Genomic DNA, 25,563 nt, shown 5'->3' with positions numbered 1-25,563 from the left:
ACCGCGGTTTATCAGGTAGAACACTGCGACCCTGTACGACTGCTGCGCAGCCGAGCGGGAGCAAGCTCCCTCGCCACAAGGGATTCACACTGCGATCAACGTTTGCGCAGGATCACGCTGCCAATCGAATACCCGGCCCCAAAGGAGCTGAGTACCGCCAGCGCGCCAGAGGGCAAATCGTCCTGATTTTTGTGAAACGCGATCACCGAACCGGCCGAACTGGTGTTGGCGTAAGTGTCGAGAATCACCGGGGCTTCTTCTTCGGTAGCTTCGCGGCCCAGCAGTTTCTTGACGATCAGGTGGTTCATGCTGAGGTTGGCCTGGTGCAGCCAGAAACGCTTCACGTCGCTGACGTTGAGCGCGTTTTCTTCCAGGTGCGTGCCGATCAGTTCTGCAACCATCGGGCAGACGTCACGGAACACTTTGCGGCCTTCCTGGACGAACAGTTTGTCACGGGCACCGATGCCCTCTTCTGCAGCACGGTTGAGGAAGCCGAAGTTGTTGCGGATGTTGTTGGAGAACTTGGTCAGCAGTTTGGTGCTGACGATGTCGAACTGGTGCTGGGACGTTGCCAGGTCGGCACGTTCGATGATCACCGCAGTCGCGGCGTCGCCGAAGATGAAGTGGCTGTCGCGGTCGCGGAAGTTCAGGTGCCCGGTGCAGACTTCCGGGTTGACCATCAGGATGGCCCGGGCCCTGGCCCAGTTGCACGCTGTTGGAGGCGGCCTGAATACCAAACGTCGCCGAGGAGCAGGCAACGTTCATGTCAAAACCGAAACCTGCGATGCCCAGGGCTTCCTGGACTTCGATGGCGATGGCCGGATAGGCGCGTTGCAGGTTGGAGCAGGCGACGATCACACCGTCGATGTCCGCTGCGGTCTTGCCGGCGCGTTGCAGGGCTTGTTCGGCCGCACCGATGGCCATCTGGCACAGCACCGACCATTCGTCGTTCGAACGCTCCGGCAGGCGTGGCGCCATGCGTTGCGGGTCGAGGATGCCCTTCTTGTCCATGACAAAGCGGCTTTTGATCCCGGACGCCTTTTCGATGAAGGCTGCGCTGGACTCGGTCAGCGCCTGCACGTCGCCGCGCTCGATAGCGTCGGCGTTGTCGGCATTGAACTGGCCGACGTAAGCATTGAAAGACTGCACCAGCTCTTCGTTGGAGATGCTGTTGGCCGGGGTGTACAGGCCGGTGCCGCTGATGACGACGTTATGCATGGTCGTTTCTCTAATCTGTTCAGGCAGAAAGCGCTGGCACCGTAGTACCAACACATAAAGGGTCTTATTCCGTCAGGGAAACCGACCAGGCATCGCTTTGTTCCGATCCGCCCAGGCCGCTAAGGCTCTAATCTGCGGGGCCGATGTTTATAACCGCGAAGTTTGCCATAAACATTGGCGTTTGGCCCTATTTGCTGGATCAAACACATGCCCGCTCCCACAGGGGTCAGGGTTCGACTTGGGTCCACTGCTTGTTCAGGCGCTTGTCGGAGATCGGCACCTTGGTCCCCAATTGCTGCGCGAACAGCGAGACCCGGTATTCCTCCAGCCACCAACGATAGAGTTCCAACTGCGGATCGCGCTTGCCTTCCTGGGCGTGTTTGTTGGCGCGGGTCTGGTATTGCGTCCAGAGGCCGGACAATTCGCCGCTCCAGACCCGATCCCGCTGCACCTGAGCGCCGATTTTCTCGAAGCGTTGCTCGACCGCTTTCAGATAACGCGGCAACTCCTTGAGCCATTGCATCGGGGTTTCACGGACAAAACCCGGATAAACCAAGTGGCTGAGCTGCTGCTTGATGTCGTTCAAGGCCACGGCTTGCGCCAGGTCGATCTTGCCCTTGAAGCGTTTCTGCAAACCGTGCCAGAACTTGAGAATCTCCAGCGTCAGTTTCGCCAGGCGCTCGGCATGTTCCGTCCACGCCCCGCGCTTGCGCTCGGCCAACGAGGCCAGCCCGGCGCCATCGCGGGGCAGACTGGCTTCGCCGTCGAGGATGCAGCTGTCGAGGCTGGCCAGCAGAATGTCTTCCACCAGACTCTCGATGCGCCCCAGTTCGCGGTACATCAGGCCCAGCTCGGTAAGCCCCGGTAACTTGCCGCGCAGGAATTTCGCCGGTTCCGCCAGTTGCTGCATGAGCAACCGCTGCAAGGCCCGACGGTGCTGGAACTCGGCCTCGGCCAGCGTCGAAAAACGCCCTTCCTTGACCGTGCCCGCCTCTTCCACCAACGCCGGATAGACCGTCATCGACAGCCCGGCAATCTTCTGCTGGGTTTTTTCAGCAACGGCCGCAAAGACTTTCGGCTCCACCGGTTGCTGGTTTTTCGCGGTTTGCGGCACGGCCAATGCCGCTTGGCTGGCCTCGGCAAAGCGAGCAGTCAATTCGGCTAGATCACGCCCTTCGCCAAGAAACTTGCCCTGGCCATCGACGATTTCCAGGTTCATCCGCAGGTGACTTTCGACCTGCTGCGAAGCTTCGGCCCAAGCCTCGTCGCTGACCCGCGCGCCGGTCATGCGCAGCAACTCACGGCCCAACGCCTGAGGCAACGAGCCCTCGGCGAACGTGATGCGTTGCAACGCGGCTTTGACGAAGTCCGGCACCGGCACGAAATTCTTGCGCAGGGCCTTGGGCAGGTTACGCACCAGCGCGATGCACTTGGCCTCGATCACCCCCGGCACCAGCCATTCCAGACGCTCGGCCGGCAATGCCGGCAACAACGGCGCCGGTACGCGCAGGGTCACGCCATCGCGGGGATGGTTGGGTTCGAAGTGGTAACTCAACGGCAGGGTCAGGTCGCCCAGGCGCAGGGTGTCCGGGTAATGTGCGGCGGTGACTTCACTGGCCTCGCGGGCCAGCACGTCTTCCTCGCGCATGATCAGCAACTGCGGGTCTTTCTGACTGTTGACCCGATACCAGCTGTCGAAGGTCGCGGTCTGATGAATCTCGGCCGGCAGTCGCGCATCGTAGAAGGCGAACAGGGTTTCTTCGTCCGCCAGAATGTCCCGACGGCGGGCCTTGGCCTCCAGTTCGTCGAGTTGTTCCAGCAACTGCGTATTGGCCGTCAGGCACTTGGCTTTGGATTGAATCTCGCCGCGCACCAGCGCTTCGCGGATAAACAGCTCGCGGGAAGTGGTGGGGTCGATGGGCCCGTAATGCACCGGTCGACGACCGACCACAATCAGCCCGAACAGGGTGATCTGCTCGTAGGCCACGACCTGCCCGCGCTTCTTCTCCCAATGGGGTTCGAAGTGGTTTTTCTTGATCAGGTGCCCGGCCAACGGTTCGATCCAGTCCGGTTCGATCTTGGCCACCATGCGCGCATAGAGCTTGGTGGTTTCCACCAGCTCGGCGGTCATCAGCCATTGCGGACGCTTCTTGCCCAGGCCCGATGACGGATGAATCCAGAAACGCCGCTGACGCGCGCCCAGGTAGTCGCCATCCTCGGTTTTCTGACCGATCTGGCTGAGCAACCCGGACAGCACGGCTTTGTGCAGTTTCGGGTAATCCGCAGGCTCCTTGTTCAGGCTCAACTGCATGTCGCGGCAGATCAGGCTCAACTGGCGATGGGAGTCACGCCACTCACGCAGACGCAGGTAATTCAGGAAATTCTTGCGGCACCAGTTACGCAGCGGGCTGGCGGTCAGGGCCTGGCGCTGTTCTTCAAAACCACGCCACAGATTGACCAGCCCGGCGAAATCCGAGTCCACGTCTTTCCATTGGGCGTGGGCCTGATCGGCCGCTTGCTGGCGCTCCGGCGGACGCTCGCGCGGGTCCTGGATCGACATGGCACTGGCGACGATCAGCACTTCCTGCAAGCTGCCGAGTTTCGCCGCTTCCAGCAACATCCGGCCCATGCGCGGGTCCACCGGCAACCGCGCCAGTTGCCGGCCCAGCGGCGTCAGCTGACTGTTGCGGTCCACCGCAGAGAGTTCTTGCAGCAGGTTGAAACCGTCGCTGATGGCCTTGCCATCCGGCGGCTCGATAAACGGGAAATCGGTGATTTCGCCGAGGCGCAGATGGAGCATCTGCAAAATCACCGCCGCAAGGTTGGTGCGCAGGATTTCCGGGTCGGTAAATTCCGGCCGTCCGATAAAATCTTCTTCGCTGTACAAGCGAATGCAAATGCCCGGCTCGACCCGCCCGCAACGACCTTTACGCTGGTTGGCGCTGGCCTGGGAGATTGCCTCGATCGGCAAACGCTGAACCTTGGCGCGGTAGCTGTAGCGGCTGATGCGCGCGGTGCCGCTGTCGATCACGTAGCGAATGCCCGGCACGGTCAGCGAGGTTTCCGCGACGTTGGTCGCCAGCACCACGCGACGCCCCGGATGGGACTGGAAAATCCGCTGCTGTTCGGCCGGTGAAAGGCGTGCGTACAGCGGCAGAATTTCGGTGTGCTTGAGCTGGGCCTTGCGCAGCATGTCCGCCGCGTCGCGAATCTCGCGCTCTCCCGGCAAGAACACCAGCACGTCACCCGGACTGCGGCGCTCGCTGCGTTCAAACGCGGCGATTTCATCGAGGGTCGCGATAATCGCCTGATCCACGGTCAGGTCGTCCTCGACGCGGTTGCCCTCTTCGTCCTGTTCCAGGGTCAGCGGGCGATACCAAGTGTCCACCGGGAAGGTCCGGCCGGAGACCTCGACAATCGGCGCATCATCGAAGTGCTTCGAAAAACGCTCCAGGTCGATGGTCGCCGACGTGATGATGACTTTCAGGTCCGGGCGACGCGGCAGCAGGGTTTTCAGGTAGCCGAGCAGGAAGTCGATGTTCAGGCTGCGTTCATGGGCTTCGTCGACGATGATCGTGTCGTAGCGTTCGAGGTAGCGGTCGTTCTGGGTTTCCGCCAGCAGAATGCCGTCGGTCATCAGTTTGATCAGGGTGTTGGAGTCACTCTGGTCCTCGAACCGCACCTGATAGCCGACCAGTGCACCCAGCGGTGTGGCCAGTTCTTCGGCCACCCTGCTGGCGACACTGCGCGCGGCGATCCGGCGCGGCTGGGTGTGGCCGATCAGGCCATGCTGGCCACGACCGATTTCCAGACAGATTTTCGGCAACTGGGTGGTTTTACCCGAACCGGTTTCGCCCGCGATGATCAGCACCTGATGCTTGAGCAGCGCGTCCTTGATTTCGTCACGCTTGGCGGCGATGGGCAGGCTGTCGTCGTAACGAATCACCGGCAGGCTGGCGCGCCGCGCCAACACCTGATCGCAGGACGCCTGCATGCGCGTCACCCACACGGCCAGCTTGGCTTCGTCAGGTTTCTTGCGCAGCTCAAGCAACTGGCGCCGCAGCCGGTGGCGGTCGGCGAGCATGGCGTGATCGAGGTTTTTCAGCAGTTTGTCGATGGAAGGCGATTCGTCAGTCATCAGGTACGCAAAGGTCGTCTAGTGGCGCAGGGGACGGATTGTCGCAGATTTGGGCTGCCGAGTGACGCGCTTTTGTGGCGAGGGAGCTGCTCCTGCTCGGTTGCGAAGCAGTCGCAAGGCGGCTACTGCGGTTATTCAGACAAACTGCGCACGCCGATCTGGGAGTGCCTCGCACTCCAGCGGGAGCAAGCTCCCTCGCCACAGGTGTTTACTCAGGAACCTCATTCGTTGTCGAGGCCCTTGCGCCGATACGGAAACACATCAATCACCTTCCCCGCCCGAATCGCTGCTTGCAGGCTCTTCCAGTAGTCGGCGTTGTACAGCTCGCCATGCAGTTGATCGAACAACTTGCGCTGCCCCGAATCGGCGAACAGGAACGGCGGGAATTCCTCGGGGAACACATCCAGCGGTCCAATCGAATACCAGGGCTCGGAGGCCATTTCATCTTCCGGGGTGCGCGGCTGCGGGATGTGCCGGAAGTTGGCTTCGGTGAGATAGCAGATTTCGTCGTAATCGTAGAACACCACACGGCCGTGACGGGTGACGCCGAAGTTTTTCAGCAGCATGTCACCGGGGAAAATATTCGCCGCCGCCAGTTGCTTGATCGCCAGCCCATAGTCTTCCAGCGCCTCGCGGACCTGTGCTTCGTTGGCGTTTTCCAGGTAGAGGTTCAGGGGCGTCATCCGGCGCTCGGTCCAGCAGTGGCGGATCAGCACCGTGTCCCCTTCCACCGAGACCGTGGACGCGGCCACCTCCAGCAGTTCGGCCAGGCACGCCGGTTCGAACTTGCTCAAGGGAAAACGAAAATCGGCGAACTCCTGGGTGTCGGCCATGCGCCCGACCCGGTCGACACTTTTCACCAACCGGTACTTCTCGATCACCGTGGCGCGGTCGACGTTTTTCGAAGGCGAGAATCGGTCCTTGATGATTTTGAACACGGTGTTGAAACCCGGCAGGGTAAACACGCTCATGACCATCCCGCGCACGCCGGGGGCCATGATGAATTGGTCGTCGGTGTTGGCCAGGTGATTGATCAGCGCCCGGTAGAACTCGGACTTGCCATGCTTGTAGAAACCGATCGAGGTGTACAGCTCGGCGATGTGCTTGCCCGGCAGGATGCGCTTGAGAAAACCGATGAACTCGGCCGGCACCGGCACGTCGACCATGAAATACGATCGGGTGAACGAGAAGATGATCGACACCTCTGCCTCGTCGGTGATCAGCGCATCGATCTGAATCCCCCGGCCCTCGCGATGCAGCAGCGGGATCACCAGCGGCCACTGTTCGTCGGCGGTAAAAATGCGCCCGACCAGGTAGGCGCCCTTGTTGCGGTAGAGCACCGAGGAGAACAGTTCGACACTCAGCGCCGGGTCCTTGCAGACCCAGTCCGGCAGGTTCTCGCGCAGTTGTGCCTCGAGGCGCCGCAGGTCGCCGGCGAGGTCCGCGTAGTCTTCGCTGAAGCGGTAGTCGGCAAAAATGCTCGCCAGCATGTCCGGCAACTGGCCCTGCGGCTTGTAGATCCGGGTTTGAGCGGCACGGGCGCGGCGCAGGCTCGGGCGAGTGGTGTGGATGAACATGCTGCCGTCGCTGATCAGGTCATGGCTGAACAACCCGCAGAACGTCGAGTTGTACCAGGTCTCGGACAATTCATCGTCGAAACGCAGGTCGATCAGGCTGATGTAGGCGCTTTTGACCAGCGGCCAGAACGAGACATCCAGCAACGCATCGGCGGCGAAGGTTTCGCGCAACCGGCCCACCACTTCACTGACCTTTTCTTCGTAGAGGTTGATCCGCGCCGCCGACGCCACCTGTGCCTGCTGCCACTGCGCCTGCTCGAAGCGCCCCCGTGCGCCATCGGTGATCTGGCGGAAATGCTCGCGGTAATCGTCGAAGCCATCGAGGATCGTTCGAGCGATTTCGGCGGCGGGCCATGGCTGCGGCATGTGAAGACCTCTAGGGATGGTTCTTGTCGTTGGAGCCTGAGCTTAGAGGCCAATTGTTACGCAACGCAACCATTGCCTTGGGCCCGGGAGACGGCGACACTTGCGCCCTGATTAAGGAAGGAACGAGCCGTGAACCCCGTCGATATTCTGCGTTTGTTGTCATTGGCCGCCATTTGGGGTGCGAGCTTTCTGTTCATGCGCATCATCGCCCCAGTGATTGGCACAATCCCCACTGCTTTTTTTCGCGTGTCGATTGCGGCTGTCGGCTTGCTGGTGATTCTTGGACTGATGCGCATCAGTTGGGATTTCAAAGGCAAGCTCAAAACCGTGATGCTGCTGGGGGTGATCAATTCCGGGATTCCGGCGACCCTGTATTCGGTGGCCGCCCAAGTGCTGCCGGCCGGTTACTCGGCGATTTTCAACGCCACCACGCCGCTGATGGGCGTGTTGATCGGCGGCCTGTTCTTCAGTGAAAAGCTCACCGGCGCCAAGCTCGGCGGAGTGTTCCTCGGCCTGTTTGGCGTGGGCGTCCTGACCCGCGCCGGCCCTGTGGCCTTCGACATGGAATTGCTGATGGGCGCTGTCTCTTGCCTGCTGGCGACCACCTGCTACGGTTTTGCCGGGTTCCTGGCACGCCGCTGGCTGGACCAGCAAGGCGGCCTGGACAGTCGCCTCTCGGCACTGGGCAGCATGCTCGGCGCGACGCTGTTTCTGCTGCCGCTGTTTGGCTACAGCGCACTCACTCATCCACCCGCCAGTTGGGGTGGCTGGAATGTCTGGTTGTCGTTACTGGGGTTGGGGCTGGCGTGCACTGCGTTTGCCTACATTCTGTACTTCCGCCTGCTCAGCTCCATCGGCCCGGTCAAATCGATGACCGTGACCTTCATGATTCCGCCGTTCGGTGTGTTGTGGGGCGCGTTGTTTCTCGACGAGCCGCTGTCCATGGCGCACATCTATGGCGGCGTGCTGATTGCGGCGGCGTTGTGGCTGGTGTTGAAGCCCACGGCGATGCCGAAGGCGTCAACGGCCAGCAACTAACGGCTGCTACGGAACACAAACGCCAGCCCGATGCTGATCAGCAGCATGCCCGGATCATCGGCTGTCAATTTATCGAAGCCACCCTGCTGGGTACCCAGACTGAAGAACCAAACGTCCTCGCTGGGCGTCGGCAACCTTTCAACCGCTCAAAAAAACCGCTCACAAGGAGCGGTTTTTTCATTCAAGCGTCAGCCTCAGAACAACCAACGCCACAGCAATACCAACACCACCACCGCCAGCACCGGGCGCAGGACGCGGTAGGCCTTGGGGTTGCGGCGTTTCCACTGTTTGATCACGCCGCTGAATCTATCGCTGAAGCTCTTGCTCCAGGCATAAGCCCGGTTGATCCCGCCCACACGCTCGTCGTCGAGGTTCTGCGGCGCAGTGGCGCGGCCCAGCAGGCGACTGACCCAACGGTTGATGCGGGTCATCAGGCGATTGGTCAGCGGGCGTTCGACGTCGCAGAACAGAATCACCCGGGTCTTTTCGGTTTCGTTCTTGACCCAGTGCACATAGGTTTCATCGAACATCACGTCTTCGCCATCACGCCAGGCGTAAACCTGACCGTCGACGAAGATGCGGCAATCATCCGAGTTCGGCGTCGACAGGCCCAGGTGATAACGCAGGGAACCGGCAAACGGGTCGCGGTGCGGGTTCAGATGGCTACCGCCCGGCAACAGGGCGAACATCGCACCTTTGACATTGGGAATGCTGCTCACCAGTGCCACGGTCTTCGGGCACAGGGCCTCGGCCGAAGGCAGCGGCTTGTCGTACCACTTGAGGTAGAAGCGCTTCCAGCCTTTCTTGAAGAACGAACCGAAACCGGCGTCGTTGTTCTTCTCGGCGGCGCGGATGTAGCCCTCGTCGAACAGGTGCATGGCTTCGTCGCGAATGACTTCCCAGTTGTCCTTGAGCACATCCAGCTCCGGGAACTTGCTGCGGTCCAGGTACGGCTTGGACGGCACGCCCGAGAACAGGTACATCAGCGCGTTGTAGGGCGCGAACAGCGCCGAATGGTTGACGAACTGGCGCAAGACCGGCAAACGCGCCTTGCCGCGCAAATGCACATACAACGTGCTGCCGATGAACAGCAGCAACAGCGACGCCTTGGCGGCAAAGGAAAAGGTCATTGAGCAACTCCTTGAAAATAGGCAACGCTGCACGTCATTTACCCGACGTGGCAGCCGGCCATGATAAACACTCAAGGCCTTGGGAAAAACCCGCATGAGACAACAATCAGTATTAAGGATTGCGCAACAAAGCATTAATTAACATAAGGCGCCTGAACGCTGGCTGATCTGAGTCAGCCTATCGATCATCGAGACTGCCGCGCGGTCTATCACGGGCAAGAACCTGGCGCCCCGGCTCCTGCCCGCGATGGCGTCGGAACAGACGCCACACACGCCAAGCGTTACTGCTGGGTTTCCTGGTCGGTGAACAGGTCGCTGAACAACATGCTCGACAGATAACGCTCACCGGAGTCCGGGAGGATCACGACGATGGTCTTGCCCTGCATTTCCGGGGTCTCGGCCAGTCGAACGGCAACCGCCATGGCCGCGCCGCAGGAAATTCCGGAAAGAATCCCTTCTTCCTGCATCAGCCGCAGGGCCATGGCCTTGGATTCCTCATCGGAAACCAGCTCAACCCGGTCGACCATCGACAGATCGAGGTTCTTCGGCACAAAACCGGCGCCGATGCCCTGGATCTTGTGTGGGCTCGGCTTGATTTCTTCGCCAGCCCGCGCCTGGGTGATCACCGGCGAAGACACTGGCTCAACGGCCACCGACAGAATCGGCTTGCCCCGGGTGTTCTTGATGTAGCGCGACACGCCCGTGATGGTGCCGCCGGTGCCGACACCCGCCACCAGCACATCGATTGCGCCGTCGGTGTCGTTCCAGATTTCCGGACCAGTGGTTTTTTCATGGATGGCCGGGTTGGCCGGGTTGTCGAACTGCGACGGCATAAAGTACGTGGCCGGGTCGCTGGCAAGTATTTCGGCAGCTTTCTCGATCGCGCCTTTCATGCCCTTGGCCGGTTCGGTCAACACCAGTTCGGCCCCCAGCGCTTTCAGCACCTTGCGCCGCTCGATGCTCATGGACGCCGGCATGGTCAGCATCAGCTTGTAGCCACGCGCAGCGGCCACGAACGCCAGGGCCGATCCCGGTATTGCCGGACGTCGGCTCGATGATGGTCATGCCCGGCTTGAGTTTGCCGCTGCTTTCGGCGTCCCAGATCATGCTCGCGCCGATCCGGCATTTGACCGAATAACCGGGGTTGCGCCCTTCGATCTTGGCCAGGATGGTCACGCCGCGCGGGCCGATGCGGTTGATCTTCACCAGCGGTGTATTGCCGATGGAATGGGCGTTGTCAGCAAAAATGCGGCTCATGGCTGGGTCCTTATGCAGCGTTGATGAAGCCTTCAAGGGTATGCCTCGCACCCGTGGGCGTCCAGTACGGCCACGCCCTGCGGCTGACCGGGTCACCCTGTGACGCCCCATTCAGAGACTGAATGGGGCGTCTGCGTTCACAGTCGACCGGGCGCCGCGTTATAGTCGGGCATGACATTTATCTCGCCCGCCCTGCCCCGCGCAGGTCGGCGTTACCGTTCGAGGATTTGCAGATGAAGTTTGAAGGCACCAGCGCTTATGTCGCCACCGATGACCTGAAGCTGGCGGTCAACGCCGCCATCACCCTGGAGCGGCCATTGCTGGTCAAGGGCGAACCGGGCACCGGCAAGACCATGCTCGCCGAACAACTGGCCGAGTCCTTTGGCGCACGCCTGATTACCTGGCACATCAAATCCACCACCAAGGCCCATCAGGGCCTCTATGAGTACGACGCCGTCAGCCGCCTGCGTGACTCGCAACTGGGTAACGAGAAGGTCCACGACATCCGCAACTACCTGAAGAAAGGCAAGCTGTGGGAAGCCTTCGAGTCGGATGAACGGGTGATTCTGCTGATCGACGAAATCGACAAGGCCGACATCGAGTTCCCGAACGACCTGCTGCAAGAACTCGACAAGATGGAGTTCTACGTCTACGAGATCGACGAGACCATCAAGGCCAAGCAACGGCCGATCATCATCATTACCTCCAACAACGAGAAAGAGCTGCCGGACGCCTTCCTGCGCCGCTGCTTCTTCCACTACATCGCTTTCCCGGACCGCACCACCCTGCAGAAAATCGTCGACGTGCACTACCCGAACATCAAGAAAGACCTGGTCAGCGAAGCGCTGGACGTGTTCTTCGACGTGCGCAAAGTCCCGGGCCTGAAGAAAAAACCGTCCACCTCCGAACTGGTGGACTGGCTCAAGCTGCTGATGGCCGACAATATCGGTGAAGCCGTGCTGCGTGAACGCGATCCAACCAAGGCCATCCCGCCACTGGCCGGCGCCCTGGTGAAGAACGAGCAGGACGTGCAGTTGCTCGAACGCCTGGCGTTCATGAGCCGTCGCGGCACTCGCTAGGCTCTGTACGAAAACTGCCTGCGCATCGATCAGACTTCGTTAAAAACAGGCTCGGAATGCTCATTTAGTAAACTAAACTCCGCTGCCTCGCCTGTTTTTGCCTTGCCTGATCGCAGCTCGGCGAGCTTTCGAACAGACCCAAAGATTACTTAAGGGCGATAGCCATGCTGCTCAACCTGTTCAATGAAATGCGCGCCGCCAAGGTGCCGGTCTCGGTGCGCGAGCTGCTGGACCTGATCAACGCGCTGAAACAGCGCGTGACCTTCGCCGACATGGACGAGTTTTACTACTTGTCGCGGGCGATCCTGGTGAAGGATGAACGGCACTTCGACAAATTCGACCGTGCGTTCGGGGCCTACTTCAATGGCCTGGAAAAACTCGACGATCACCTTCAGGCGCTGATTCCCGAAGACTGGCTGCGCAAGGAGTTCGAGCGCTCGCTGAGCGACGAAGAGCGGGCGCAGATCCAGTCCCTGGGTGGCCTCGACAAGCTGATCGAAGAGTTCAAGAAACGCCTGGAAGAACAGAAAGAACGCCATGCCGGCGGCAATAAATGGATCGGCACCGGTGGCACCAGCCCGTTCGGCTCCGGCGGTTTCAACCCGGAAGGCATTCGGGTCGGCGATGCCGGCAAACGCCAGGGCAAAGCGGTCAAGGTCTGGGACCAGCGCGAGTACAAGAACCTCGACGATCAGGTCGAGCTGGGCACGCGCAACATCAAGGTTGCCCTGCGGCGCCTGCGCAAATTTGCGCGCCAGGGTGCGGCGGAAGAGCTGGACATCGACGGCACCATCGATCACACCGCCCGTGACGCCGGCCTGCTGAACATCCAGATGCGCCCGGAGCGCCGCAACAACATCAAGCTGCTGCTGCTGTTCGACATCGGCGGTTCGATGGACGCCCATGTGAAGATCTGCGAAGAACTGTTCTCGGCCTGCAAGACCGAGTTCAAGCACCTGGAGTACTTCTACTTCCACAACTTCATTTATGAATCGGTGTGGAAGAACAACATGCGCCGTGGCTCGGAACGAACCTCCACCCAGGACCTGCTGCACAAGTACGGTGCCGACTACAAAGTGATCTTCGTCGGTGACGCCGCCATGGCGCCTTACGAAATCACCCAGCCGGGCGGCAGCGTCGAGCACTGGAACGAAGAGGCCGGTTACGTGTGGATGCAGCGCTTCATGGAGAAATACAAGAAGCTCATCTGGATCAACCCGTACCCGAAAGACACCTGGGGCTACACCTCATCGACCAACATTGTGCGCGATCTGATCGATGACCAGATGTTCCCGCTGACCTTGCTCGGGCTGGAAGAAGGGATGCGGTTTCTTTCCAAGTAATCTTCGCAGGCTGTTAGGGCCCTATCGCGAGCAAGCTCGCTCCCACATTTGATCTCCAGCGGACATATTATCTGTGTACGACTATGATCCACTGTGGGAGCGAGCTTGCTCGCGATGCTTTTAGCGGTTGATGAATCGCTGTAAATACTCAACCTGCTGCCGGTGCGCCGTCTCCTGCACCACCGGCGCCAAACGAATCTGCTGCCCTGGCAAACACTGCGCCAGACGTGCCAGCGCCAACGGTGTCAACGCCCCCAGCCGTGGATAGCCGCCAATGGTTTGCCGGTCATTGAGCAACACGATCGGCTGCCCGTCCGGTGGCACCTGCACCGCGCCCAGCGGGATGCCTTCGGAAATCATCGGTTGGCCTTGGTACTGCAACGCCGGCCCCAGCAAGCGGATACCCATGCGGTCGGCGCGGGTGTCGAGGGTCCAGGCACAGTTGAACACATCAAACAGACTCTGCCCGCTGAACTCGCCATGTTGCGCGCCCAGCACCAGGTCCAACGGCAGGTTCTGTTTGAAGTCCGGCACCTGCTCCCGAGACAGTTCCCGCACGGCACTTACCACCCCGGAAAACGTCAGTTCAGCGCCTCTGGCCAAGGCCCGGCCAAAACCGTCCAACCCACCGAGTTCTTCACGCACCACCGTCGCACAACTGCCCAGCACCTCGGGGGCATTGAAACCACCCGGTGCCGCCAGATAAGTGCGAGCACCGAGTACAGGCTGAGTGAATTGCAGGCGCTGGCCCTTTCTGAAACTGAAACTGCGCCACGGCGCCAAGGGCTGACCGTCCAGCAGCGCCCCCAGGTCGGCACCCGCCAACGCCAGACAACCATCGTCCCGCGCTTCCAGAATCAAACCACCCAGGGTCACTTCGATGACTGCCGCGTCCAGGTCATTGCCCAGCAGCCAATTGGCCCAGGACATCGACAGCCAGTCCGCCGCCCCGCCCTGGGTCACGCCCAAGTGCCGCACGCCAAACCGCCCGGCATCCTGCAACAGGCACAACGGCGTGCTGGCCTCAATCGTCAAACGGCTCATGATTGCGCCCCCAATGGCGTGTCATCACCGCCCAGATTGATGAATTCGGCATGGCCGATCGCGGCAAAGCGCACCGTGTCGCCCGGTTGCATCAGGCTGTAGCCATCACGCTCGCGGTCGAACAGTTTGGCGGGCGTGCGGCCGATCAGGTTCCAGCCGCCCGGCGACACCACTGGGTAAGCGGCGGTTTGCCGCTCGGCGATGCCGACACTGCCGGCCGCCACGCGCTTGCGCGGCGTGCTCAACCGAGGCGCGGCCAGCACTTCTTCAACCAGCCCCATAAAAGCAAACCCCGGCGCAAACCCCAGGGCGAACACCTGATACTCGCGCTCGCTGTGGCGGCGGATCACCTCCTCCACCGTCAGGCCGCTGCGTTGCGACAACAGGCTCAGCTCCGGGCCGACACTCAGGTCGTACCACACCGGCAACACATGGCACTGGCCACGGGTTTGCGGATTGGGTGTCAGGTCGGCCAAGGCTTCGGCGATCAGTTCCCGCGCCTGAGCCGGGTTCAACACCTGCAAATCGTAATGCACCATCAGCGTCGTGTATGACGGCACGAGGTCAATCAAGTGCCCGGCGAACCCTGCGCGCAAGCGCTCGCTGGCGGCGAGCATCCACGGCATGTTGGCTTCGGCAATTTCATCGAACAGACGCACCATCAGGCAATCAATCGCAACCACTTCAACCCGTGGCTTCATGGTGCACTCTGCTGGTTCAAGGCCTCGCGGATACGCTGCACGGCCGCCACCGAACTCGCATTGTCACCATGCACGCACAAGGTATCGGCCTGCAAATGCAGGGCGCTGCCGTCACTGGCGACCAGGTTGCCGCCACGGGCGATGGTCAGCGCCTGCTCAATGATTTTTTCCGGATCGTGATGCACCGCGCCCGGCAACTGCCGCGACACCAAGTGCCCGGCGCTGTCGTAGGCGCGGTCGGCGAACGCTTCAAACCACAGCGTCACGCCATATTCCTCGCCCATGAGCCGGGCGGCACTGTTGTCGCGGGTCGCCATCAGCATCAACGGCAGTTGCCGGTCATACGCCGCAACGGCTTGAATCACCGCCCGTAGCTGCGCGGGGTTGGCCATCATGTCGTTGTACATCGCGCCGTGAGGTTTGACGTAACTCACATGGGTGCCCTGAGCGCGGCAAATACCGTCCAGCGCGCCGATCTGATAGTGCAGAAGATCCTCAAGCTCTTGCGCGGTGTAGGCCATGGAGCGACGGCCAAACCCGGCCAGGTCCTGATAAGCCGGATGCGCGCCGATCTTCACGCCATGGCTGAGCGCCAGGCTGACCGTCTTGCGCATGATGCTCGGGTCACCGGCATGGAAACCGCAGGCAACGTTGGCGCAATCAATGAACGGCATCACCTCGGCGTCCAGACCCAGGGTCCAGTTGCCAAAGCTTTCGCCGATGTCACAGTTCAATAACAGGCGGCTCACGGTGAGTACTCCTGTGGGCGTTGATCATTTCAGCTGTGGGACACATGCCCGCAGACTATCAGTTACCGCGCTTCGCGTTATGTGCCACGGGCATGTGGCGCGAGCAAGCGCCCCAGGGCAAAGGAACGGGGCAGCGTTTGGCAACGTCGAAGAGGTCGGGCGTACTCATGGCAATCTCCGCATGTATTTTATTGGTATTGTTCTGAACCACGACGATGCCTATCGTGGCGATGGATGCATTTTTCGACGACAGCACCCTGCCCGTCCAACTAATAAAAGCCCTGCCAACGCATAAGAAAAAGTTGATCCCATGAACCTCAAGTTTCTTGAAACCTTTGTCTGGGTCGCCCGGCTGAAAAGCTTTCGCCTGACCGCCGACAAACTCTTCACCACCCAGGCCTCGATCTCCAGCCGCATCGCGGTGCTCGAAAGCGAATTGGGGGTGAAGCTGTTTTTGCGCGACTCCCGTGGCGTGAGCCTGACACCCGAAGGGTTGAAGGTGCTCGATTACGCCGAGCAAATGATGGACACCATGCAGGCGCTCAAGCAGTCGATCGAAACCCGTTCCAGCAAGGTCGGACGCATACGCATCGGCGTGATGGACACGGTGATCCACACCTGGCTCAGCTCGCTGGTGGCACAGATGATGGATTGTTACCCGCTGGTAGAAATCGAGCTGGTGGCCGATACGGCGCTTAACCTCTGCGATCAACTGCAAAAAGGCTTTCTCGATCTGATTCTGCAAACTGACCTGCTGCGCCAGGAAAGCGTGCGCAGCCTGGAATTGGCCAGCCACCCCATGGGCTGGATCGTCGCCAGCCAGTCGATTTACAACCGCGACTATGCAAGCGTCGCCGACCTCGCCCGGGAACGGATCATCACCTACTCGAAAAACTCCCACCCCCATCAGGACGTACTGAGCCTGATGCAGGCCAACGACGCACTCGCGCCTAGGCTCAACTGCGTGAACTCGGTGTCGGCGATCACCCGTTTGCTGCGTGACGGGTTTGGCATTGGCGCCCTGCCGCCGGTGCTGGTCAGCGAAGAACTGGCGAGTGGCGAACTGATCCTGCTGAACATTGAGCAGCGCCTGCCGAACCTGCAAGTGGTGGTGTCATGGCGAGTGGGTGTGGAGTGGGTCGAGGAAGTGGTGGCGCTGTGTCAGAAGGTGGTTGAAGAGTACGCGCAGAAAGTGGGTGAGGCCTACATGGTGCTGAGTCGGCCCTCAGCCAAAAGCTGAAATCCATTTCCCACCCACCTGACAGCCTGAAACCTGCATCACCTGATCCCGAATCATCAGCCCGCCCCGGGCTGATGTGATTTGACCCGACTTTTTCCCACAAAACGGTCGGACAACGTCGGTAGAGATCCGAGGATTCTGTCCGACTTGTACGATTCAGCCTCCTGATTTATCAAAAATGCGCAAAAGACATTGCCCATGCTGGTCGTGAGAACATTTATCATTTGCATGATTTTTTTTAGCCGGTAATCTCGGCGCGTTTCCACCCGTCAACGGTCCACAGGGAATCGGACGTGATGCGCGCTCAGCCACACAAACAACAGCCATTACCTGCTGACCGCGCACTGCGGCTGTTAGTCCTGATTCAGTTCCTCTCCATGGGTGCCATGGAGATGAGCGGACCTTTCTGGCCGTTGCAGATTCAGCGCCTGCTTGGACCAGAAGGTGCTGGTTACATCGGGTTGTTGTCGACAATGGTCTATGCCGGTCCAATGCTCACCGCCATGCTGCTGACACCACTCTGGGGCCGATTGGGCGATCGAACCGGGCACAAGCCGATGATCGTTCGGGCGCTGCTGGCACTGGCGCTGTGCCAAGGGCTGGCGGCCATCACCCTCGATCCGTGGTTGCTGGTGACCATCCGGGTGATGCAAGGCGCGCTGGCCGGCTTCCTCGCAGCGGCTCAAGCCTATGCCCTGGCCTGTTGCGACCGCTCACGTGGCGGTCACACCCTCGCCCGCCTGCAATCGGCAACCGCCATCGGCTCATTGATCGGCCCGGTGCTGGGCGGCTGGCTGATGGATGTCTCGGGGTTCGCGCTGCTCTGTTATGGCGCGACAGCGATTTGCCTGCTGTGCGCACTGGGAAGTTTTGGCCTGCCAGCCGACAAGGCTCGAGCCTCGAAGAGAAAACCTGCTGCACCGGTGGTCCTGCCCAAAGGCTGGCTCGGCGCAATCCTGCTGGTGATCGTATTGATTCAGGCCGCGAAAATGATGCCGCAGCCGTTCTATGCGCTGTACGTCGCCAACATCCTGCACGCCCCGAGTTGGCTGATTGGCGCCACCTATGCGGCGAGCGCCGCCACCCTGGCCATGTCCGCGCCACTCTGGGGGCGGATGTTCGACCGCTGGCAACCCGCCCACACCTTGCGCGTCATCGAAGGCGTGGCCTGGCTGTGCGCCCTGACCCTGGCGGCCACGGCATTGGCCAACGAATGGCTGGGGTTTCTCGCCAGCCGGCTGGTCTGGGGGATCTGGCAAGGTGCCCTGCTGCCCGTTGCCTATGCACTGATCGCCAACACTGTTTCCACCCGCCAGCAAGGTTTTGCCCTTGGCCTGGGCAATAGCGCGGCCAAGGCTGGCGCTCTGCTCGGTGCCGTGTTCGGCGGGATCGGCATGGGGCTGGTCGGCCTGGCCCACAGTTTCTGGCTGGTGGCGTTGACCTACGCACTGGCCGCCATCGGGATCCGCTGGGTGCGGTCATTCACCTCCACGCCCGGCCCCTCGACCCTATCTACCCACACTTATCACAACTAGAAAAAGACCCCGTCATGACCCGAACCAAACTCTCCCTGCTGATTCCGCTGCTCGGTTCCATCAGTGCCCAGGCCTGGGCCAAGGACACCGATCAGCAACCCGGCACGTTGAACATGCAAGCCACCGTCGTCTCCGCGACTCGCAGCGAAGCCAGCATTGCTTCGATTCCAGGCTCGGTCCAGGTGATCGACGAACAGCAGGTCCGCGAACAAAGCGGCGCCGGTCGACGCGTCTCCGATATCCTCGGGCAACTGGTGCCTGGCCTGGCGCCCTCCAGCGGCGGGATGAGCAACTTCGGCCAGACCTTGCGCGGCCGCAACATGCTGGTGTTGATCGACGGCGTGTCGCAGAACGCCACCCGAGACAACTTCCGCCAACTCAACAGTATCGCGCCGGCCAGTATCGAGCGTATCGAAGTGATTTCCGGCGCCAGCAGTATTTACGGTGCCGGTGCTTCGGGCGGCATCATCAACATCATCACCAAGCGCAACCTGGGCCAGGACATTGCCTACAGCAGCAAACTGGGCCTGGGCAGCGGCAACAACCTCGACAGCAAAGGCTTTGCCTACGAGGTCTTCCAGAGTGCAACCGGTCGCAAGGACGCCCTGGACTGGTATGTGTCAGCCGACCTGACCCAGCGCAACGACCAGTTCGATGGCAACGGCAACCGCATCCCCCAGGACACGTCCCAAGGCAGCAACATGGACACCGAAACCTATGACCTGCAAGGTCGTTTCGGTTACGAACTCGATGCCGACAAAAAGCTCAGCCTGTCGCTGCAGGACTACAAGGACCAGCAGGACACCGACTACACCAAGAACCCGAAAAACTTGCAGCACGCGGTGGCGGTCAAGGGCCTGAAGCTCGACGACCAGCCCTACACCCACAACCAGGCTGCCAACCTCAACTACGCCGACAAGGACTTCTACGGCCAGGGCCTGCAACTGGAAAGCTACTGGCGCCGCGCCGATGCACTGTTCTTTCCCGATCTGTCGCGGGGCAAGGCCGGGATTGCCGACAACAATAGCGTGCAGGATGTGTATGGCCTGCGCGCGGCCATCGACACGCCGTTGCCAGCCATCGGCAGTGCCACGGGTAACCTTGTCTGGGGCGCCGATTATGATCACGAGCGCTCTCGCCAGCGCGGTGACCGGTATACCCTCAAGGGCCTGACCTACACCAAGACAGGGACCACCTACGAGATGGGCCCGGATATCGAAACCACCACCAAGGCATTGTTCGGGCAGATGTCCTGGGACATCGGTGACTGGACCTTGCGTGGCGGTGTGCGCCGCGAGTGGATCGAAAGTGACGTCTCCGACAGCATCGCCTATGGTCAGATCGTCCAGACCGGTGTCCGCGCAACGCTTCCTGGCGATACCCTCAAATACGACGCCACACTCTATAACCTCGGCGCGGTCTATCACCTGAGTGAGAACCAGGACATTTTCGCCAACTACAGCCAGGGCTTTTCGCTGCCGGATATCCAGCGTTTCCTGCGTGACGTAAACAGCACCTTCGACATCCAGAGCCTCAATGCCCAGGCCATCAAGGTCGACAGCTACGAGCTGGGCTGGCGTGGTAACTGGGACCAGTGGCAGGCTGACGTCACCGTGTATGAAAACACTTCGGACGTGACTCAGTTCTACGATGCCAATGACCGTGTCTTGCGCCTGATCAATCAGAAAGAGCGAGTGCGCGGCATCGAAAACAGCCTGACCTACCGCGCGACCGATCACTGGTCGGTCGGTGGCACTTACGCCTGGGCCAAGGGTGAGACCGAGCAGAAGGGCAAATGGATCGACTTGCCGGCGACACGTATCTCACCGGCCAAAACCACACTGTTCGTCGGCTACACCGAGGATGACTACACCCTGCGCCTGCAAGGAATGCGGCTGGCCAGTTACGACGCCGCCGCCAAGGACAACAACGGGCGTGACATCGAAGGCTATACGCTGGTGGACCTGCTCGGCTCCGTGCAACTGCCGGTCGGTCGTCTTGAAGGCGGGGTGTACAACCTGACCAATCGCACGTACGTAAACCTGTTCGCTCAGGCCAACGCAAAAGCGCCGTACGCCAATGCCCAGGGCCGCACGTTGAGCATGAGCTACTCGATCGACTGGTAAAGTGAGGTGAGCGCGCCGTTCTGGCGTGCCGATGAAACCGGCAAGCGGGTTGCCCGCTTGCCGCGATACTCAGTACCTGGCGTCTACAAGCCGCGCAAATCGCGCTCTTCAATCGGCCGGCTCTGGCGCAGGCGTTTGCCGCCCAGTACCACCCAGTCGATCAGACGGAACAGGCATTCCAGGCCAAACGACAGCAGCATCGCCCCGCCCAGTCCCCAGCCCATGGCTTCGGGGGTCAGCAGGAGCTGGTAGCTGTAGCCGTTCCAGGTTTCCTTGCGGATGTCCGGGTCGGCGGCCAGCGCCACTTGCAGCACGCGGATGTACCACGGGCCTTGCATGGCCTGGAACTGTTTATCCAGTGCCAGTTGGCGCGTGAGCAAAGTGCTCAGGCTGTCGGCATCACTGCGAAACACCGGGTCTTCGCTGGCGCGGTAATGGGCAACCAACGCCTGCAAGTCGCCCTTGAAGAACTGCTGCGCGGTGTTCTGGAACCCTTGAAGGCCGGTCTGCGCCTCGATCAGGTGCGCCTCGACCCGCTTGCCATAATCATTGATGAAACCTGGCACCTGCACACCGACCAACAGGCCGATTGCAAACAACACCAGCCGCAAATAACTGAGCAACATAGAGGGTGTTCCTTATTCGGTCTTGCCCTGGCGCACGCATTCACCGCGGCGCCACAGGCTCCATTGGCCCGGTTCGTAGCGGGTCCAGGTTTCGTTTTCGGTCAGAGGTTCAGTGGCGATCACCGTGACCACGTCGTTGGGCGTGGTTTCGGCCTGGAAGTCGACAATCACGTCCACATCCTTCAAGCGGGCCGGGCCGAACGGAGCACGACGGGTGATGTGTGCCAGTTTGGTCGAGCAATAGCAGAACAGCCAGTCACCGTCGCTGAGCAGGCAATTGAACACGCCCTTGCTGCGGTACTCGGCGCACGCCGCCACCAGGTCCGGCAGCAACGCCTCCACGTCTACCGGCTCCGGGAAAGCCGACCGCACGCGGTTGAGCACATCACAGAACGCCGCTTCACTGTCCGTGTCGCCAATGGGCCGGTAAAAACTGGCGGCAGGCTGGAAGTCCGCGAGTTGGCCGTTGTGGGCGAAACACCAGTTGCGCCCCCACAGTTCACGCACGAACGGGTGCGTGTTGGACAGGCAGACCTTGCCGACGTTGGCCTGGCGGATGTGGCCGATCACCACTTCGCTTTTGATGGGGTAACGCTGAACCAGGTTCGCGACCTCGGACTCGCAGCTCGCCGCCGGGTCCTGGAACAAACGCAGGCCACGGCCTTCATAAAACGCAATGCCCCAACCGTCGCGGTGCGGGCCGGTCCGACCGCCGCGCTGCATCAACCCGGTAAAGCTGAACACGATATCGGTCGGTACATTGGCGCTCATGCCCAATAACTCACACATGCCGGGACTCTCGCTTCAATGTGCGGATAACGTCAAAGACGCGGTTCGACTCGCGAACGCTGGGGGTTGCTGGGGACCGGTGGGCGACCGTAACGGTCATCGCCAGCGCCGCCGAAGGACTGATCGTCGTCAGGCTCGGCAGCCTTGGCCGCTGCCTTCGCCGCTTCAGCACGTTCCTTGCGTGCGGCAGAAGCACGCTCGATTGGCCAGCGGATCAACGCGAAAATCACATAAATGCCAAAGGCGATCATGCTGTACATGAACAGGTCGGAGACCGCACGCCAGATGTTGTCGCCAACCTTGAACAGCAGGTCCAACGCCACCATGGCCACCGCCGGGGCATATTTTTCCTTCGCCAGGTCGATGATCGTCGGCGTAAACAGCAGCACCGCCATCAGCAGACGCAGCGGCTCACGCAGCCAGCGCCACATCCAGCGGGTCATGCGCATCCACACCAACAGGCAGCCTATGGCGGCAAAGGCGTAGAGGCCCCAGGCGATCAGATAGTCGTTCTCGGTCATGGTGTCCATGGCAAGGCAGGCAAAGAGGCGCTTATGATAACGACTTTTCGCACATCAAGCTGCCCCGCTGTCTGCGAAGCCTTTTTTGTACAACGCCCGAGAGTACCTCATGCCCCTATCCGCCCACGTTTGCAGCGCCCCGATTGCCCACAAGGCCGAAGGCGACGACCCGTACGCCTGGCTGCAGGAGCGCGACAGCGCGCAGGTGCTCGACTACCTCAAGGCCGAAAACCGCTACCAGGAAGCGCAACTGGCCGACCAGGCCGAACTGCGCGAAACCCTGTTCGAAGAGATCAAGGGCCGGATTCTAGAAACCGACCTGTCGCTGCCCTCACCTTGGGGCCCGTACCTGTATTACACCCGCACCACGGCCGGTGACGAATACGCCCGGCACTACCGCTGCCCGCGTCCGGCCGATGACAGCCAACACGTCGACGAGAGCGCCGAAGAACTGCTGCTCGACCCGAACGTGCTCGCCAACGGCGGTTTCTTCTCCCTCGGTGCGTTCAGCATCAGCCCGGACCACCAACGCCTGGCCTACAGCCTGGACACCAGCGGCGAAGAGGTTTACACGCTGTTCGTCAAGGAACTGTCTGACGGGCGGGTCAGCGAACTCGCGTTCGAGAACTGCGACGGCAGCATGACCTGGGCCAACGACAGCCTGACGCTGTTTTTCGGCGAGCTGGACGAGACCCATCGCCCGCACAGGCTGTTTCGCTATCGCCTGGATGGCACCGCCGCCGAAGAAGTCTTCCACGAGACGGACGGCCGCTTCTTCCTGCATTGCTACCGCTCAAGCTCCGAGCGGCAACTGGTACTGTCGCTGGGCAGCAAGACCACCAGCGAAGTCTGGGTGCTCAACGCCTCAACACCGCAGCAGCCCTTCACGTGTATCGCGGCACGGGTCGAAGACCATGAGTACGATGTCGATCACGGCAAGCTCGACGATCAATGGACCTGGCTGATCCGCAGCAACCGCGATGGCATCAACTTCGCGCTGTACGGTGCGGCGGATACCGGAGCGGTGCCGAGCGAAGCCGATTGGCAAAACCTGATTCCCCACAGCGACACGGTAATGCTCGAAGGCATGAGCCTGAATGCGCAGGCCATGACCCTGAGCCTGCGCGAAGGCGGGTTGCCGATCATTGAAGTCCACCCGCAAGGCCTGCCCGCTTACCGGGTGCAATTGCCGGACGCGGCCTACAGCCTGCATGTGCAAAACAGCCTGGAGTTCGCCAGCGACAAGATTCGCCTGCGTTACGAAGCACTGAACCGCCCGGCACAAATCCGTCAGCTGGAACTGGCCACCGGCACGCAAAAAGTCCTCAAGGAAACGCCCGTGCTTGGCCCGTTCGACCCGGACGCCTACGTCAGCCAGCGCCTGTGGGCCACCGCAGCCGACGGTACACAGGTGCCGATCAGCCTGGTGATCAAACGCGAAAACCTCGGCCAGCCGACCCCGCTGTACCTCTACGGCTACGGCGCCTATGGCGAAAGCCTCGACCCGTGGTTCTCCCATGCGCGCCTGAGCCTGCTCGACCGTGGCGTGGCGTTCGCTATCGCTCATGTACGCGGCGGCGGCGAACTGGGCGAAGCCTGGTACCGCGCCGGCAAGCAGGAGCACAAGCAAAACACGTTCAGCGACTTCATCAGCTGCGCCGAACACTTGATCGCCAACGGTTTCACCAGCGCCAATCAACTGGCAATCAGTGGTGGCAGCGCCGGTGGTTTGCTGATGGGCGCAGTCCTCAACCAGCGCCCGGACCTGTTCAAGGCAGCGATTGCCGAAGTGCCGTTCGTTGACGTGCTCAACACCATGCTCGACCCGGACCTGCCACTGACCGTCACCGAATACGACGAGTGGGGCAACCCTGAAGAACTTGAGGTGTATGAGCGAATCAAGGCTTATGCGCCGTATGAAAACGTCAGCGCCCAGGCGTACCCGGCGACGCTGGTGATCGCCGGCTACAACGACAGCCGCGTGCAGTACTGGGAAGCGGCCAAATGGGTGGCGAAGCTGCGGGCGACCAAATCCGACAACAACCTGCTGCTGCTCAAGACCGAACTCGGTGCCGGGCATGGCGGCATGAGCGGTCGTTATCAGGGATTGCGTGACGTAGCCCTCGAATACGCATTTGTTTTGAACGTATTGGGCATTGCCTGAGGAACTTGGTCCGGTGGTCGGGTCTTAACACCTGACACCGGGTCGGACACAAGACCATTTCCCTTTCACGGGATTTGCGGTGGCTTCAATTTCGAACCCGCAACCGCCACAAGAAAAAGACCGTAACGACATGTCAGAACCGACCTTATTGAACAATGAAATCCGCGACTGGTTGATGGACTGCGGCCTGTTCGACCAACTGCAACTGGCCGACTTCGCGGCGGCTGCCGGTTATTTCAGCCTCAGCACCATCGCCGGGGGCGAAGAAATTTTCCACGAGGGCGATGCCGGCAGTTTCATGTGCATCATCCACACCGGCCAGGTAGCCGTGCAAAAAACCAACAGCGACGGCCAGCGCGTGACCATCGCCACCCTGCGCAGTGGCCGGGCGTTCGGTGAGATGGCCGTGCTTGATGGCGAACGGCGTTCAGCCAGTTGCGTGGCAGCAACTCATTGCCAGCTCCTGAACCTGGGCAAGGATTCCCTGGAAAAAATGCTCAACGACGCGCCGAAAATCGCCGCCAAGATCATCCGTGCCATCGCGGTTTCGCTCTCCAGGCGCCTGCGCATGGCTGACGGCCAACTGCTCTCGCAGCAGGTTTAACCGCCCGGCGTCTTGGCCTTTTCCAGCGCCGGCAATGTTTGATCCTTCGGCGGGCTGGGCATTTCGATGGGCGGCAACAGCGGGACGCTGCCGTTGCCATTGCCCGCCTTGGGCACGGCGGTGGGTGTCACTTGCGGGTAAGGCGTAGGCGTTGCGGTGCCCGGCGAGCCGATGGCGGGCGTGGGGGTGACCGGCACGCTGAGCAAGTCCTCGGCCTGCGCCATGCCGATCGAGAACACGCCCAGCACAATGACCGTTAGAATGGTGCGCTTCATCTATGGCTCCGTGGCAGTTATCAGGCCTCAGGCTACTCCAACC

The 25,563-nt window shown here is 61.0% G+C and carries 18 protein-coding genes and 2 pseudogenes; 8 read left to right on the top strand and 12 right to left on the bottom strand.

Going from position 1 to position 25,563, the window contains the following annotated elements:
• Nucleotides 1-95: 95 nt before the first annotated feature.
• The 3 genes and pseudogenes from AABM54_RS07495 to aceK all read right to left on the bottom strand — a co-directional run bounded on the left by AABM54_RS07495 (nucleotide 96) and on the right by aceK (nucleotide 7,299).
• Nucleotides 96-1,218 (bottom strand): annotated as a pseudogene (locus AABM54_RS07495) (beta-ketoacyl-ACP synthase III).
• 226 nt (nucleotides 1,219-1,444) lie between these two features.
• The gene (hrpA, locus tag AABM54_RS07490) at nucleotides 1,445-5,356 is read right to left on the bottom strand and encodes an ATP-dependent RNA helicase HrpA (RefSeq protein ID WP_347904640.1); all 3,912 of its coding nucleotides are present in this window, start codon (nucleotides 5,354-5,356) and stop codon (nucleotides 1,445-1,447) included.
• A gap of 221 nt (nucleotides 5,357-5,577) precedes the next feature.
• Complete coding sequence (aceK, locus tag AABM54_RS07485; protein WP_347904639.1) at nucleotides 5,578-7,299, bottom strand: bifunctional isocitrate dehydrogenase kinase/phosphatase; 1,722 nt, start codon at nucleotides 7,297-7,299, stop codon at nucleotides 5,578-5,580.
• 129 nt (nucleotides 7,300-7,428) lie between these two features.
• Here aceK and AABM54_RS07480 point away from each other — a divergent pair, with 129 nt between their 5' ends.
• A complete protein-coding gene (locus tag AABM54_RS07480; RefSeq protein WP_347904638.1) occupies nucleotides 7,429-8,337 on the top strand; it encodes a DMT family transporter in 909 nt (302 codons plus the stop codon).
• A gap of 194 nt (nucleotides 8,338-8,531) precedes the next feature.
• On the opposite strand, the gene AABM54_RS07475 is transcribed toward AABM54_RS07480, so the two are convergent.
• Both AABM54_RS07475 and cysK read right to left on the bottom strand, forming a co-directional pair.
• A complete protein-coding gene (locus tag AABM54_RS07475; RefSeq protein WP_347904637.1) occupies nucleotides 8,532-9,467 on the bottom strand; it encodes an aspartyl/asparaginyl beta-hydroxylase domain-containing protein in 936 nt (311 codons plus the stop codon).
• A gap of 281 nt (nucleotides 9,468-9,748) precedes the next feature.
• Nucleotides 9,749-10,724, bottom strand: a pseudogene (gene cysK, locus AABM54_RS07470) (cysteine synthase A).
• Nucleotides 10,725-10,957: 233 nt separating this feature from the next.
• Between cysK and AABM54_RS07465 the strand changes: the two are divergent.
• Together AABM54_RS07465 and AABM54_RS07460 are read left to right on the top strand one after the other, a co-directional pair.
• Nucleotides 10,958-11,803, top strand: a complete 846-nt coding sequence (locus AABM54_RS07465) for a MoxR family ATPase (protein WP_347904636.1) — start codon at nucleotides 10,958-10,960, stop codon at nucleotides 11,801-11,803.
• A gap of 164 nt (nucleotides 11,804-11,967) precedes the next feature.
• Nucleotides 11,968-13,146: a VWA domain-containing protein gene (locus AABM54_RS07460; protein WP_347904635.1), complete on the top strand. Its 1,179-nt coding sequence runs from the start codon at nucleotides 11,968-11,970 to the stop codon at nucleotides 13,144-13,146.
• Nucleotides 13,147-13,266: 120 nt separating this feature from the next.
• On the opposite strand, the gene AABM54_RS07455 is transcribed toward AABM54_RS07460, so the two are convergent.
• Genes AABM54_RS07455 through AABM54_RS07445 form a run of 3 tightly spaced genes read right to left on the bottom strand, consistent with a single transcriptional unit; the run spans nucleotide 13,267 to nucleotide 15,640 of the window.
• A complete protein-coding gene (locus AABM54_RS07455; protein ID WP_347904634.1) occupies nucleotides 13,267-14,190 on the bottom strand; it encodes a biotin-dependent carboxyltransferase family protein in 924 nt (307 codons plus the stop codon).
• Nucleotides 14,187-14,891 (bottom strand): 5-oxoprolinase subunit PxpB, encoded by a 705-nt coding sequence (gene pxpB / locus AABM54_RS07450; RefSeq protein ID WP_347904633.1) that lies wholly within the window; start codon nucleotides 14,889-14,891, stop codon nucleotides 14,187-14,189. The genes AABM54_RS07455 and pxpB overlap by 4 nt, the downstream gene beginning before the upstream one ends.
• Entirely contained in the window at nucleotides 14,888-15,640 is a 753-nt protein-coding gene (locus tag AABM54_RS07445; protein ID WP_347904632.1) for a 5-oxoprolinase subunit PxpA, read from the bottom strand. The genes pxpB and AABM54_RS07445 overlap by 4 nt, the downstream gene beginning before the upstream one ends.
• A 310-nt stretch (nucleotides 15,641-15,950) precedes the next feature.
• Between AABM54_RS07445 and AABM54_RS07440 the strand changes: the two genes are divergently transcribed.
• The 3 genes from AABM54_RS07440 to AABM54_RS07430 all read left to right on the top strand — a co-directional run bounded on the left by AABM54_RS07440 (nucleotide 15,951) and on the right by AABM54_RS07430 (nucleotide 20,541).
• Nucleotides 15,951-16,880, top strand: a complete 930-nt coding sequence (locus AABM54_RS07440) for a LysR family transcriptional regulator (protein WP_347904631.1) — start codon at nucleotides 15,951-15,953, stop codon at nucleotides 16,878-16,880.
• Nucleotides 16,881-17,176: 296 nt separating this feature from the next.
• Nucleotides 17,177-18,415: an MFS transporter gene (locus AABM54_RS07435; protein WP_347904630.1), complete on the top strand. Its 1,239-nt coding sequence runs from the start codon at nucleotides 17,177-17,179 to the stop codon at nucleotides 18,413-18,415.
• Nucleotides 18,416-18,429: 14 nt separating this feature from the next.
• Complete coding sequence (locus AABM54_RS07430; RefSeq protein WP_347904629.1) at nucleotides 18,430-20,541, top strand: TonB-dependent receptor; 2,112 nt, start codon at nucleotides 18,430-18,432, stop codon at nucleotides 20,539-20,541.
• Between the two features lie 83 nt (nucleotides 20,542-20,624).
• Here the strand turns inward: AABM54_RS07430 and AABM54_RS07425 are convergent, their stop codons facing one another.
• The 3 genes from AABM54_RS07425 to AABM54_RS07415 are packed head-to-tail and all read right to left on the bottom strand — an operon-like array spanning nucleotide 20,625 to nucleotide 22,486.
• On the bottom strand, nucleotides 20,625-21,167 hold the full coding sequence (locus tag AABM54_RS07425) for a DUF2937 family protein (RefSeq protein ID WP_347904628.1): 543 nt from the start codon (nucleotides 21,165-21,167) through the stop codon (nucleotides 20,625-20,627).
• A 12-nt stretch (nucleotides 21,168-21,179) separates the two neighbouring features.
• Nucleotides 21,180-21,956 (bottom strand): class II glutamine amidotransferase, encoded by a 777-nt coding sequence (locus AABM54_RS07420; RefSeq protein WP_347904627.1) that lies wholly within the window; start codon nucleotides 21,954-21,956, stop codon nucleotides 21,180-21,182.
• Nucleotides 21,957-21,988: 32 nt separating this feature from the next.
• Complete coding sequence (locus AABM54_RS07415) at nucleotides 21,989-22,486, bottom strand: MFS transporter (protein WP_347904626.1); 498 nt, start codon at nucleotides 22,484-22,486, stop codon at nucleotides 21,989-21,991.
• A gap of 100 nt (nucleotides 22,487-22,586) precedes the next feature.
• Between AABM54_RS07415 and AABM54_RS07410 the strand changes: the two genes are divergently transcribed.
• Together AABM54_RS07410 and AABM54_RS07405 are read left to right on the top strand one after the other, a co-directional pair.
• A complete protein-coding gene (locus AABM54_RS07410) occupies nucleotides 22,587-24,641 on the top strand; it encodes a S9 family peptidase (protein WP_347904625.1) in 2,055 nt (684 codons plus the stop codon).
• A 130-nt stretch (nucleotides 24,642-24,771) separates the two neighbouring features.
• A complete protein-coding gene (locus AABM54_RS07405; RefSeq protein WP_347904624.1) occupies nucleotides 24,772-25,245 on the top strand; it encodes a cyclic nucleotide-binding domain-containing protein in 474 nt (157 codons plus the stop codon).
• Here AABM54_RS07405 and AABM54_RS07400 read toward each other — a convergent pair.
• Entirely contained in the window at nucleotides 25,242-25,520 is a 279-nt protein-coding gene (locus AABM54_RS07400) for a hypothetical protein (RefSeq protein WP_347904623.1), read from the bottom strand. The genes AABM54_RS07405 and AABM54_RS07400 overlap by 4 nt on opposite strands.
• Nucleotides 25,521-25,563: the final 43 nt, after the last annotated feature.

The sequence above is a fragment of the Pseudomonas purpurea genome, assembly GCF_039908635.1.
GTDB lineage: Bacteria > Pseudomonadota > Gammaproteobacteria > Pseudomonadales > Pseudomonadaceae > Aquipseudomonas > Aquipseudomonas purpurea.
This window is presented reverse-complemented; position numbering and strand designations above follow the sequence as displayed.

Coding starts and splice junctions, on each gene's coding strand:
- hrpA (WP_347904640.1), bottom strand. CDS start 5,356: ATGACTGACGAATCGCCTTCCATCGACAAACTGCTGAAAAACCTCGAT.
- aceK (WP_347904639.1), bottom strand. CDS start 7,299: ATGCCGCAGCCATGGCCCGCCGCCGAAATCGCTCGAACGATCCTCGAT.
- AABM54_RS07475 (WP_347904637.1), bottom strand. CDS start 9,467: ATGACCTTTTCCTTTGCCGCCAAGGCGTCGCTGTTGCTGCTGTTCATC.
- AABM54_RS07465 (WP_347904636.1), top strand. CDS start 10,958: ATGAAGTTTGAAGGCACCAGCGCTTATGTCGCCACCGATGACCTGAAG.
- AABM54_RS07460 (WP_347904635.1), top strand. CDS start 11,968: ATGCTGCTCAACCTGTTCAATGAAATGCGCGCCGCCAAGGTGCCGGTC.
- AABM54_RS07455 (WP_347904634.1), bottom strand. CDS start 14,190: ATGAGCCGTTTGACGATTGAGGCCAGCACGCCGTTGTGCCTGTTGCAG.
- pxpB (WP_347904633.1), bottom strand. CDS start 14,891: ATGAAGCCACGGGTTGAAGTGGTTGCGATTGATTGCCTGATGGTGCGT.
- AABM54_RS07440 (WP_347904631.1), top strand. CDS start 15,951: ATGAACCTCAAGTTTCTTGAAACCTTTGTCTGGGTCGCCCGGCTGAAA.
- AABM54_RS07435 (WP_347904630.1), top strand. CDS start 17,177: ATGCGCGCTCAGCCACACAAACAACAGCCATTACCTGCTGACCGCGCA.
- AABM54_RS07430 (WP_347904629.1), top strand. CDS start 18,430: ATGACCCGAACCAAACTCTCCCTGCTGATTCCGCTGCTCGGTTCCATC.
- AABM54_RS07425 (WP_347904628.1), bottom strand. CDS start 21,167: ATGTTGCTCAGTTATTTGCGGCTGGTGTTGTTTGCAATCGGCCTGTTG.
- AABM54_RS07420 (WP_347904627.1), bottom strand. CDS start 21,956: ATGTGTGAGTTATTGGGCATGAGCGCCAATGTACCGACCGATATCGTG.
- AABM54_RS07415 (WP_347904626.1), bottom strand. CDS start 22,486: ATGGACACCATGACCGAGAACGACTATCTGATCGCCTGGGGCCTCTAC.
- AABM54_RS07410 (WP_347904625.1), top strand. CDS start 22,587: ATGCCCCTATCCGCCCACGTTTGCAGCGCCCCGATTGCCCACAAGGCC.
- AABM54_RS07405 (WP_347904624.1), top strand. CDS start 24,772: ATGTCAGAACCGACCTTATTGAACAATGAAATCCGCGACTGGTTGATG.
- AABM54_RS07400 (WP_347904623.1), bottom strand. CDS start 25,520: ATGAAGCGCACCATTCTAACGGTCATTGTGCTGGGCGTGTTCTCGATC.